The organism is Streptococcus sp. HMSC071H03, from assembly GCF_001813035.1.
In the GTDB taxonomy this organism is placed as follows: Bacteria; Bacillota; Bacilli; order Lactobacillales; family Streptococcaceae; genus Streptococcus; species Streptococcus anginosus.
In genome coordinates this window covers 29,133-39,816 of record NZ_KV811159.1, presented here as the reverse complement: position 1 = coordinate 39,816, position 10,684 = coordinate 29,133, and the positions used below count along the sequence as shown (strand labels likewise).

10 protein-coding genes and 1 pseudogene are annotated in these 10,684 nt (G+C 40.9%); 1 reads left to right on the top strand and 10 read right to left on the bottom strand.

The window, feature by feature from the left end:
- Positions 1-129 precede the first annotated feature (129 nt).
- The 10 genes and pseudogenes from HMPREF2887_RS03900 to HMPREF2887_RS03855 form a co-directional block, all read right to left on the bottom strand.
- Entirely contained in the window at positions 130-693 is a 564-nt protein-coding gene (locus HMPREF2887_RS03900) for a nucleotidyltransferase family protein (protein ID WP_021001169.1), read from the bottom strand.
- 1 nt (position 694) lies between these two features.
- Positions 695-1,693 (bottom strand): Holliday junction branch migration DNA helicase RuvB, encoded by a 999-nt coding sequence (gene ruvB / locus HMPREF2887_RS03895; RefSeq protein WP_021001168.1) that lies wholly within the window; start codon positions 1,691-1,693, stop codon positions 695-697.
- A gap of 159 nt (positions 1,694-1,852) precedes the next feature.
- The gene (locus HMPREF2887_RS03890) at positions 1,853-2,890 is read right to left on the bottom strand and encodes an aldose epimerase family protein (RefSeq protein ID WP_003027213.1); all 1,038 of its coding nucleotides are present in this window, start codon (positions 2,888-2,890) and stop codon (positions 1,853-1,855) included.
- Between the two features lie 42 nt (positions 2,891-2,932).
- Positions 2,933-3,934: a tagatose-bisphosphate aldolase gene (lacD, locus tag HMPREF2887_RS03885; protein ID WP_021001167.1), complete on the bottom strand. Its 1,002-nt coding sequence runs from the start codon at positions 3,932-3,934 to the stop codon at positions 2,933-2,935.
- Positions 3,935-3,944: 10 nt separating this feature from the next.
- Positions 3,945-5,114 carry an SIS domain-containing protein gene (locus HMPREF2887_RS03880; protein WP_057489501.1) on the bottom strand — a complete coding sequence of 390 codons (1,170 nt, stop codon included), beginning with the start codon at positions 5,112-5,114 and terminating at the stop codon, positions 3,945-3,947.
- A 166-nt stretch (positions 5,115-5,280) separates the two neighbouring features.
- A complete protein-coding gene (locus HMPREF2887_RS03875) occupies positions 5,281-5,685 on the bottom strand; it encodes a PTS sugar transporter subunit IIA (RefSeq protein ID WP_021001165.1) in 405 nt (134 codons plus the stop codon).
- Positions 5,686-5,702: 17 nt separating this feature from the next.
- Positions 5,703-6,530, bottom strand: coding sequence for a PTS system mannose/fructose/sorbose family transporter subunit IID (locus HMPREF2887_RS03870; RefSeq protein WP_003027209.1), 828 nt, complete (start codon positions 6,528-6,530; stop codon positions 5,703-5,705).
- Positions 6,517-7,410, bottom strand: coding sequence for a PTS mannose/fructose/sorbose/N-acetylgalactosamine transporter subunit IIC (locus tag HMPREF2887_RS03865; protein WP_084740566.1), 894 nt, complete (start codon positions 7,408-7,410; stop codon positions 6,517-6,519). The genes HMPREF2887_RS03870 and HMPREF2887_RS03865 overlap by 14 nt, the downstream gene beginning before the upstream one ends.
- An 18-nt stretch (positions 7,411-7,428) precedes the next feature.
- The gene (locus tag HMPREF2887_RS03860; protein WP_021001164.1) at positions 7,429-7,905 is read right to left on the bottom strand and encodes a PTS sugar transporter subunit IIB; all 477 of its coding nucleotides are present in this window, start codon (positions 7,903-7,905) and stop codon (positions 7,429-7,431) included.
- Positions 7,902-9,688, bottom strand: a pseudogene (locus tag HMPREF2887_RS03855) (glycoside hydrolase family 35 protein). The gene HMPREF2887_RS03860 and the pseudogene HMPREF2887_RS03855 overlap by 4 nt, the downstream one beginning before the upstream one ends.
- Positions 9,689-9,864: 176 nt before the next feature.
- On the opposite strand from HMPREF2887_RS03855, the gene HMPREF2887_RS03850 reads away from it, so the two are divergent.
- On the top strand, positions 9,865-10,581 hold the full coding sequence (locus tag HMPREF2887_RS03850; protein ID WP_021001162.1) for a GntR family transcriptional regulator: 717 nt from the start codon (positions 9,865-9,867) through the stop codon (positions 10,579-10,581).
- Positions 10,582-10,684 lie beyond the last annotated feature (103 nt).

Sequence of the window (10,684 nt, the reverse complement as noted above, 5' to 3'; positions counted from 1 at the left end):
CTTATAGGGAGATTATTATGAAAAAGAAAAGTTTTTAGGAGTTCAAGTTAAGTTCTTCTCAACTTGTAATTATAGTATACCGATTCTGACTTAAATTTTTCTTAAAGATTTTACTATTTTTGAGAAATTTTAAAGAAATTCAATTTGAAGATTGTTCCACTTCTTCTGCCAATCTTTTTTCTGCATTCTCATATTATAGAGCTGTCTCCTATCTGCATCTTCTAGGAAATGCGGAGTCGGCTGAACACGAAAATGGAGAATGTCGTCTAAGCCATAAGGCGCAAAGAGTTCCAGCTGTCTATTATCCAACAAACGTAAACCCACAGCTGTACAGCGCTCTGGATATTTACTCATGGCATCTTGCGAGCTAATATAAGATTGGGTATTTGGACTGTGGATATGCATATAGACTTGATTCTTGACTTCCCAATGGTAATGTGGAAATTCTCGCTTGAGCCGATTTTCAATGTTGAGTGTTTCCTCATAAGAAACATCTGGGTCAAAGAAAATCACATCCACATCCGTCTCTGTATCAAAGCCGGGCTTGTCCGACAGGATATTCCAGATGAAATTTCGCACCGAACCAGCACAAAGCCAGCTGTTTTTCAATTGCAAGTCATAGATAATCTGTAAGATAGTCATCATATCTCGGTCTGATGAAAACGCATGTAAAATCTCTTTTTCGGACAGCATGTTATTTCTCCAAATATTCATAACCCAAATGCTCGTAAGCTTTACGAGTTGCCACGCGCCCTGTTCGAGTTCGCATAACAAATCCTTTCTGGATCAAATAAGGCTCATACATGTCTTCTACCGTTTCCTGCTCTTCTGCGATATTGACAGACAGAGTCCCCAGACCAACTGGCCCGCCGCCATAAACCTCAATCATGGTCTTGAGAATCTTCTGATCCACATAATCTAAGCCTTCTTGATCCACATCCAGCATCGTCAGCGCTTGATCAGTAATTTGGTCATCAATCAGCCCGTCACCCATAATCTGAGCAAAATCTCGTACGCGTTTAAGAAGTCGATTGGCAATCCGAGGCGTGCCTCGGCTACGCAGTGCTAATTCTTCAGCTGCTTCATGAGTGATGTCCATTTCAAAGATTTCTGCCGTTCGCTCCACAATCTCGGTCAAATCTGCTTCTGCATAATATTCCATGTGACCAGTAATGCCAAAACGAGCCCGTAAAGGATTGGACAACATACCAGCTCGGGTCGTTGCTCCAATCAAGGTAAACGGTGGCAAGTCCAAGTGAACACTACGACTGGTCTCGCCAGAGCCAATCATAATATCAATGTAAAAGTCCTCCATAGCGCTATAGAGCACCTCTTCAACAGACATAGGCAAGCGGTGAATCTCATCAATAAAGAGAACATCTCCCGGCTCCAAATCGTTCAAGATTGCCACCAAATCGCCTGCTTTTTCGATGACCGGACCAGAAGTTTGCTTGAGATTAACTCCTAGCTCATTGGCGATGACAAAAGCCATAGTGGTCTTTCCCAACCCTGGAGGTCCAAAAAGCAACGTGTGATCTAGTGCTTCATCTCGCAGTTTAGCTGCCTCAATGAAAATTTTCAGTTGATTTTTGACCTTGTCTTGACCGATGTATTCTTGTAAATACTGGGGACGCAATGTGCGCTCTACGAGCTCCTCGTCTCCCATCAATTCATTATCCAAAATTCTACTCATAGATACTATTATAGCAAAAAATCAGGTTGGTAAGCTGGTTTAACCTTAGATTTTACAAATAGAAATCAAAAGGAATGAGATTATGATAATGTTTGATGATACTAAATGTCTTAAATCAAAAACGACAGAAAAATGTACTGCCGTTTTCAATATTCATTTTCATTTGCTTGTTGCATGATAAATGGTTGTGCTGGTAAAAACCTCACCTGCTTTCAAGATAACATCAGCTTTCAGGTCGCTGTGAATGGCATCTGGTAGGGCTTGGGTTTCAAGAGCCAAGCCATTGTGTTGAATCATGGATTGTCCATTTAAAATGACCGTATCATCTACAAAGTTTGCTGAGTAAGTCACTAAGCAAGGCGCACTTGTTTTAAATGTCAAAAGGCGACCGGATTTAGGATCATACAAGGAACCTGCTTCCTTCTCTCCTTTTTCCAATGCAAATGGATGATCCAGACCGGACACAATCTGAATCTGCTCATCTTGATTGGCAAAAATATCTTTCAAAGTCACACCTTTTGTTAAGTCTTTGACAAAATTGCGGTTTGAATCAGCGACTTTAGCAGGTACGCCGTCTGGTGCGATTGGAAATACCCCTGAGGTATTTAGCTGCAAGATACAGTTATCAATTGGTTGGCTGAAATTGCCTGATAAGTTGAAGTAACTGTGATTGGTTGGATTGGCCAAGGTATCCTTGTCCGTCTGAACTTGGTAAGAAATCTCTAACTCACCTAGTTCCGTTAAAGTATAAGAAACCCAGACTTTCAGATTTCCCGGAAAACCACCCGTTCCATCTGCACGTTCGGTATAGAAAGTGACGCCTTCATTTGTGACTTCCTCAACTTGAAAAATAGCACTGTCCCAGCCAGTAGAACCGCTATGATTGCAATTTTCTGCGTTGTTGACTTCTAACTGATAGGTTTCGCCATTCAGCTCAAACTGTGCTTTTGCAATCCGTCCTGCAACTGGTCCGACGCTTGCACCATATTTAGGGCTGTTGCCTACATAGGCATCAAAATGATCAAACCCCACCACGATATTTGCAAATTCATGATTTTTATCCGGAGTGACATACTCTAAGACAGTCGCACCATAAGTCATGACTTTCAAACGATAGCCCAAGTCATTTTCAAATGTATAAGCAACAATATCTTTTCCTTGAAATGTTCCAAAAATAGCTTCTTGATAAGATTTCATACAACTTTCCTTATTTTTATTACAAATTTATGTTTTCCTATTTTAAATTTTTAGTTTTTCCGTCCACGAAACAGCTGTTTCACGTATAACACGATTCAAGTATTCAATATTTTGACGCCCCGCTTCATCTAGCCAAGCTTTAGCTGCATCTGCTCCTTGATCTGCAAAGACCGTAACTGCATCTTTCCAAGTAGCACGTCCGCAAAGGACACCGTTGAATTGAGAACCTGCTTCATGCGCTACTTTCAGCGTTTCCTGGAAAAGATCTGCGCTAACTCCAGCACTCAGGAAAATAAAGGGCAGATGAGTTGCATCAGACTGCTCTTTGAAAAATGTCTTGGCTTCCGCGAGGTTGTAGACAGCTTCAACTCCGCCTTTCGTAAACCCTTCGACAAAATTCATATTGACCGGTACTTCCACTTTCAAGACATCAACATTGTAGCGTGGATCTGAAAAGAGCTTCATGGCTTCATTGACTTTGTGTGGTTTTACTTTCGCATAATCTGCATCTACTACACTAGCACGCTTCCTATCATAAGTCAAGATTTCAAGGAAGTAAGGAATGTCTTCTGCCACACATTCGCTTCCTACGCGCTCTACCCAGGCTTGTTTGATGTCGTTGATTTCAGGCTTGTCATCTACATCATAGTAAATCAAAACCTTGACCGCGTCAGCGCCCAACTCTTTCATGCGTTTGGCTGACCAATTTGGTAGCAAGTCTGGCAGGCGCCCTTCTGTCGTCGCATCATAGCCCGTTTTTTCATAAGCAACAATAAGACCGCATTCTGGCGCACGTAATTTGGTAGCAGGTACACCGAATTCTGGATCCAAAAGGATAGAAGTTGCATACGGAGTCAACTGACTGGAAATCAATTGTTTAAATTCAATCAATGCTTCATTTCCTGATACAGCATGTGCGCCACTTGCCAGCATTTTTTTCAACGAACCTCTCTGGTCAATCGCCAAAGCTCCAATAATGTCATTTTCATCTGAAAGATTCTTTAAGTGTGCTAATTTTTCGTGACTAATCCTTAATTTTTCCATGGATTCCTTCCTATTCTTTGTCAAATGAGTGAATGATAACACCCTGCACAACACGGTTGACGGTGCCTGTCGGAGACGGTGTGTCTGGACGATTTTTCACCTTGAGGGCTGTCAACAAGGCAAATAATTGACCATAAACAATATAAGGGAATACGCGATAAACATCATCTGCTAGCTGTTGACTAGAAAGAATGACTTGTTCAATATTTTCCAAATCTTCTTTTTGTTCTGTCAATAAAATTACCTTGCGGGCAATCTCATCTCCGGCTACTTCTCGTACTAAGTCAAGGTCGTATAATTTGGTGTAGGGATCTGTCGATCCAAACACCACAACGACCGTCTTTTCATTCACTAACGACTTTGGACCGTGACGGAATCCGACTGGGCTTTCATACATCGTTGCCACTTGTCCTGCTGTCAATTCTAAAATTTTCAACTGAGCTTCATGCGCCAAGCCAAAGAAAGGACCTGCTCCCAGATAAATGACACGATTGTAATCCAAGGAAACCATCTTTTGAATCGCTTCTGCCGAGTCTAACATTTCTTGGCTCAAGGCTATCAAAGTAGAAACTTTTTCGGCTTTTGCAGCTAAATCTGCTTTGTCAAAGACGAGCAAGGCTGTCAACATCATAGACGTAAAGCTCGATGTCATGGCAAAGCCAGCATCATTTGACGGTGCAGGTTGGAGCAAGAGCAAATTGCGTTCGTCACCGTGTGCTTGCTGGGCTAATTTACCTTCTTCGGCGCATGTAATCGTGATTTGGTAAAGTTCCTCAACTATGTCTTTTGCCAAGTCAACTGCCGCAACACTCTCTGGTGAATTGCCACTACGAGCAAAGGAAACCAAAATGGTCGTCACTTCCTTGTGCAGATAAGCAAGCGGATTAGCGACAATATCTGTCGTTGCAATGGCATTAAAGTTCCACTTGCGTTCATCGTAAATCTTTCTGAAATAAGGCAAAAGGGTATCTCCGACATAGGCTGATGTCCCAGCCCCTGTCAAAATAACCTTGATATAATCATGCTTTTCACCAATCCCATTTAGAAAAGCTACAATCTCATCAGATTGCGCTTTATAATTTTCAAAAGCCGTCTGCCAAACTTGTGGCTGTTGATAGATTTCCCGTGTGGTGATTTCCGCACCTAATTCAATCAAGTCTTCCTTTGTATAATCTAGCATGGTTCTCCTTTCTGCTTTGCAATGCTAACTAAAAGAAAGGGAGTGGGAAAATGATGATTTCAAAGAAATCCATTTTCTTGCCCCAGCCCCCTTAGTTATACAGATTGCTCATTGGAGCAATTCAAGCAAGGACGTGTTTTTCAGCGACTATTAGCTGGACACTCCTTTATTCATCTTCGTCATCGTTCATTTCTGCTAATACATCATTGACTTTCACGATGTATTTGTTCGCTTTTTCGATATATTTTGCTTCTACGCCAGTTAGGGCAGAATTGATAAATTCAATCACCATTGGCATATTCATCCCTGCATAAAGTTCAATTTGGAGTCCTTCCAAAATCAGACGGCTAACGACATTGCAAGGTGTTCCACCAAGCAGGTCGGCAAAGACGATATAATCACCTAAATCTTTTACAGTCGCTGAAAATTTAGCAGTAAAGTCGTCTATTCCTTCCTCTGGAAGCAGAGGAACTGTATGAATGAAGTCCAGTGGCCCCATAATCATTTCGGTGCTTTTCTTCAATTCTTCGCAAAAGCGACCGTGACTGACCAGTACAAGTTGTTTTGTCATTTATAGAAAAGCTCCTTTTAAACACCTAAGATTGGCGTATGAGTAAAGTGTGAAAGCGCAGAAACACCAATTGCAATAATAATGACAATAAAGATTGCTTTGGTTGAATTCATACCTTTTTTACCAAGCAGCCAATAAACAAAACCAGTAAACAATGCCGGAACCAAACGCGGGAAGATTTTATCCAATGTTTCTTGAAGATTGAAGGTTACACCACCAAAACTTTGTGTATAGGTAAATTTAAAGTTAATCATCGTAGCAATCAAGGCCGCCACCATGAAAACACCAAGAACTGTTGCAGCATCTGTGATGGCAGACAATTTGTCCTGCATGGTTGTAACTAATTTCACCCCTTCTTTGTGGGCAAACTCTAATTGTTTCCAACGGAAGACATTGATTGCGATTGTCACAGCTATCCAAAGGAAAATTCCAAGAGGATTGCCTTCAACAGCAAGTCCAGCAGCCAGACCACCCATAATAGCAGGAATAGTAGAACCAAAAATCGCATCGCCAATCGCTGCAAATGGCCCCATTAAACCGGTTTTAATCCCTGTAACGGTATCTTTAGCCGCAACTCCTTCATTTTCTTCAAGTGCTAGATCAATCCCTGTTACTAAAGTATGGAAAAAGTTAGATGTGTTGAAGAATTGCGTATGTGTCCGCATCATTTCCTTTAATTCTGGCGTACCGTCTCCATATATCTTGCGCAATTGCGGCAAAATCATATAAAGATAGCCTGACGCTTGCATACGCTCGTAGTTCCAACCCCATTGGAAAGTAAAGAGACTACGACGGTTGATTTGGTTAAAATCTTCTTTTGTTAATTTGTAATTAGAGTTCGTCATCGTCAATTTCCCCACTTTCTGATTGTTCTGCAGCAACAGTCACGACTTGTTTATTAGTCGCATTTTTATAGTTGATTGTTGCCAAGGCAAAGCCAATAATCGCAATCCCAATCATTGGTAGACCTTCAAATTTTGCACCACCAAGAGCTGTAGCGATTTGTTTGACAGCTCCTGAAGCAGCTGCCAATGTTGAAATATAGTCAAAAACAACTTTCAACATAGCTGTAATGGCAAAACCTAAACCAAGATAATGAAGATTTTTCTTGACCGGAAGGTAACGAAGCAAAATTGCAAAACCGACACCAGGAAGCATTTTACCTGCAAGAATCAATCCGTCTGCGATCCATTGTGCATTATTGGCAAGCCAGTCTGAGAAGGCTTTTACAGCATCTCCACCGAGCCACAAAGCCAGAAATACTGGAAGGGCACGTGAAAGTCCCCATGGAATGGCACCTAGTAAGTAATTGCGTTCAATGCCTTTGTAGTCAAATTTTTCAACCGCTGCATCAATACGATGTGCAAAGTAAGTCGTAGAGAAACGTCCAAGAACGTCTGTATAAACCAGCAAGGCTGCTACCGGAACGGCAATAGCTGAAATAGCGAGTTCTGATTTCATACCTGTTGCCACAGCGAATGCTGTTGCAAGAACCGCACCAGACGTTGCATCAATCCGAGAGGCACCACCGAATGTACCAACCCCAAGCACAACGAGCTGGAGACTGCCACCAATAAATAGGCCAGTCTTCAAATCTCCCATGACCAAACCAGTGATAAAACCTGCAAAAACAGGGGAGCCAGCTGATGAGTTAATCGTCAACTCATCCAAAATTTGATACGCTGAATACAGCGTCAGTAAGAGAATTTGCCACCATTGTATCATAACAATGACCTCCTAAATTTATTTCAATAATTTCATAAAGTCTTCAACTGGATCATTTGGAACCATTTGAGCTGTTATTGTCACACCTTTTTCATGCAACTTGTTAAATACTACCACGTCTTCATCTACTACGTTAATTGAGCGTGTGATAGAACGCGTTTCAGGTGTTTGCGACATATTGCCTACATTGAGTGTTTCAATTGGCACGCCTGCTTCTACTAATTTCAAAAAGCGGTCTGGCTTTCTCGCAACAATGAGCAGGCGTTGGCTATCATATTTGCCGGCTAGAATATTTTCTGCTGCTTTTGCAACTGGTAAAACACTCAATTTCACACCAGCTGGTGTCGCCAATTTCAAGCCGCTTTTTTCAATAGCATTTTCTGCCACTTCATCATCTACTACCATGATACGTGAGATGTTTAATTTTGTAGTCCAAAGATTAGCTACTTGCCCATGGATCAAACGTCCATCAATCCGATTCCCTACAATTGTCATAATTTTGCCCCCTTTATTGTTTTAAATGTAGGTTTGTGAACTAAATGAATAAATTCGCTGTATTTCCCTTCAGTTTCAAAAATAATGATACGATTTTTTCCGATAGTTAAGAGACCATGTGGAATATACAGCGATAAGGTCGGTCCGACATCCCAGAAGCGACCGATATTGACACCATTGACAAAGACGATTCCTTTGCCAAAGTGGGTCAACTCCAGATAAGTATCTTTAAGCGCTTTCAATTCAACGTCAAACGCATAGAAAGCTGGCTGATTTTCATGCCATTCTTTCGTAAAATCAATTTTTTCTGGATTTTTCAACTCTAATGGATACTGTTTCCAATGGAGCATAAAATGAAGATCTTTGCAAACTCCTGTGCGAATACCTTTATGCTGGCTTTCTGCCAAAAGTTTATGCCCATAGTTAACACGCCCCATGTTTTCTATCAAAATATCAATCTGATGCGTGGATTGCTTCTGCCGGGAACAAAGATGTCTTCACCAATTTCCATTTGATACTGATTGACGACAAGCTCTTCATCGACAAAAAGCTGCATGCGGTCACGCGCATCAATGACACGAATCCGTTCCTCGTCCGCATCCCATTCCGCTTCTGTACGATAGAGCAGATAACCAACATTTTGGCCCAACTCCTCCATTTTCATAGGATACAAGCTCTCGATTGGCTGCGCTACATCTTCTAAAGTCTCAAATAAACTAACTTTCTCACTGAGCGGAATATTCTTTAACTCAAACGATTCTTTTACCAAAGGCTCCATTTGTGGATACTCTGGATAATATTTTTTTAACATTTGCTGAATAGCAAAGTATTTAGGTGTTGGATTTCCTTGTTCATCAAGGAGAGCTTCGTAATCATAAGACGTTACTTGCGGCAGATCAATGTTTCCTCGCGCTGAACAGCCATTCATAAAACCAAAATTTGTGCCCCCGTGAAACATATAAAGATTGATACTGCCTTGTTGCAAGACTTCGTGAACCGCTTCAGCCAACTCTTCTGGATCTCGCGTGACAACCGGCTCCTTCCAACGATTGAACCAACCGTCCCAAAATTCCATACACATGAGCGGCCACTTCTTGCCATGTTCATCAAAGAATTCCTGCATCTGCGCGAAATTTTCTTTTGCTTTGGAGCCAAAGTTCCCCGTTACAAATACATCATCCTCAATAAGCGTTCCTGCCCTCAACGCCGCACGCCAAGGCCCGTCTGACGTAAATAACGGGCAAGTCACACCTCGCTCTAACATCATATCTCGAACAGCTCTCAAATATTCCTTATCTTCGCCATACGAGCCATATTCATTTTCGACCTGCATCATGAGAATGTTGCCGCCATTTTCCAAAAGATGCGGGACTAAGCGCGGCATCAATTCATCGTAATAACTAGCAACTGCTGCAAGATAAGCAGGGTCAGAAGAACGAATTCTCATATCTTCTTCTAAAAGCCAAGTCGGCAAACCACCAAATTCCCATTCTGCACAAATGTAAGGCGACGGACGAAGAATAACGTATAAGTCCAAATCCTGTGCAATTTGAAGAAATTTCTCCAAATCCAAGATCCCCTCAAAGCAAAACTGCCCTTTCTGAGGTTCATGGACGTTCCATGGAATGTAGGTTTCTACCGTATTAAAGCCCAGAGCTTTCAAATTATAAAGCGAATGATACCAATCATCTGGCTGAATCCGAAAATAATGAATGGCACCAGACAATATTTTAAAAGGCTGTTGATTCAGATAAAATTCTTCTTTAATCTCAAATCTTGCCAAATCATTTCCTTCTTTCACACAACAAATCTTCGATTTTGCAATCGTTTACATTGGTTAATATAATATATTTTGTATGAAATGTCAATAGTTTTTGAAAAATTTAATAAATTTAACCATTTTAAGAAAAATTATGGTAAAATTTTTTATGAGAGGGAAGCGAAAGAGAGGTGAATAACATGGCAATCCCTAAATACCAATACATTAAAGACGAACTCAAAAGCAAGATTATCTCGGGTCAATTTGAGAATGGAGATAAATTTTATACAGAAGCTGAGCTAATCACAATGTACGATGTGAGTTCTATTACTGTTGTCAGAGCTTTAAATGAGCTAGCAAAAGACGGATATATCATTCGTCAGCAAGGAAAAGGAACATTTGTGTCGCGCGCGCGTAAGCACAAACTCGTTGAATTTTCTGACGTTGAGATATTTCCTACCCAAAATGATCAAGTGACCGTTTTATCGATCGAGCGCGGAAACGACTTGAAATTTCTTGATAAGTTAGATTTGAAGGGACATCAATTTTACTATAAAATCGAGCGACTTCGTAAAGCGAAAGATACTCCTTACATCTATCATCAATCCTATATCCCAGAGCAATATATCAACGCAAATTATCCAGATCTTGAATATTACAGCTCTATCTACAATCGCTTCAAACAAGACTATCATATTCACATGAATGATGAGCACTTTGAAGAAACTAATGAAATTATCTTCCCGACACCAGAAGCTGTTGCAACATTACTGGACATTGACACAAACTTCCCGACCGTCTTCCAAGTAAAAACAACACAGTTAGAAAGTACAGGACAAATTTTAGAGTATAGCGAAGCCTACAAACGTGGTGATTTCTTTAAAATCAAGTTCGTGTCACGCAGTGGAAATCACTAATTATTTTTATATAAGAAGCTGGGACAAAGTGCTCGGCTTCCTTTGTTTATATAGTTAGAATTATAAAACGCAGTAGTTTGGAGAAGCTCTATTGACTTTAGTC

Bases quoted from the DNA above. Each gene is read 5' to 3' on its own strand.
- HMPREF2887_RS03900 (WP_021001169.1), bottom strand. From the start codon at position 693: ATGCTGTCCGAAAAAGAGATTTTACATGCGTTTTCATCAGACCGAGAT.
- ruvB (WP_021001168.1), bottom strand. From the start codon at position 1,693: ATGAGTAGAATTTTGGATAATGAATTGATGGGAGACGAGGAGCTCGTA.
- HMPREF2887_RS03890 (WP_003027213.1), bottom strand. From the start codon at position 2,890: ATGAAATCTTATCAAGAAGCTATTTTTGGAACATTTCAAGGAAAAGAT.
- lacD (WP_021001167.1), bottom strand. From the start codon at position 3,934: ATGGAAAAATTAAGGATTAGTCACGAAAAATTAGCACACTTAAAGAAT.
- HMPREF2887_RS03880 (WP_057489501.1), bottom strand. From the start codon at position 5,114: ATGCTAGATTATACAAAGGAAGACTTGATTGAATTAGGTGCGGAAATC.
- HMPREF2887_RS03875 (WP_021001165.1), bottom strand. From the start codon at position 5,685: ATGACAAAACAACTTGTACTGGTCAGTCACGGTCGCTTTTGCGAAGAA.
- HMPREF2887_RS03870 (WP_003027209.1), bottom strand. From the start codon at position 6,530: ATGACGAACTCTAATTACAAATTAACAAAAGAAGATTTTAACCAAATC.
- HMPREF2887_RS03865 (WP_084740566.1), bottom strand. From the start codon at position 7,410: ATGATACAATGGTGGCAAATTCTCTTACTGACGCTGTATTCAGCGTAT.
- HMPREF2887_RS03860 (WP_021001164.1), bottom strand. From the start codon at position 7,905: ATGACAATTGTAGGGAATCGGATTGATGGACGTTTGATCCATGGGCAA.
- HMPREF2887_RS03850 (WP_021001162.1), top strand. From the start codon at position 9,865: ATGGCAATCCCTAAATACCAATACATTAAAGACGAACTCAAAAGCAAG.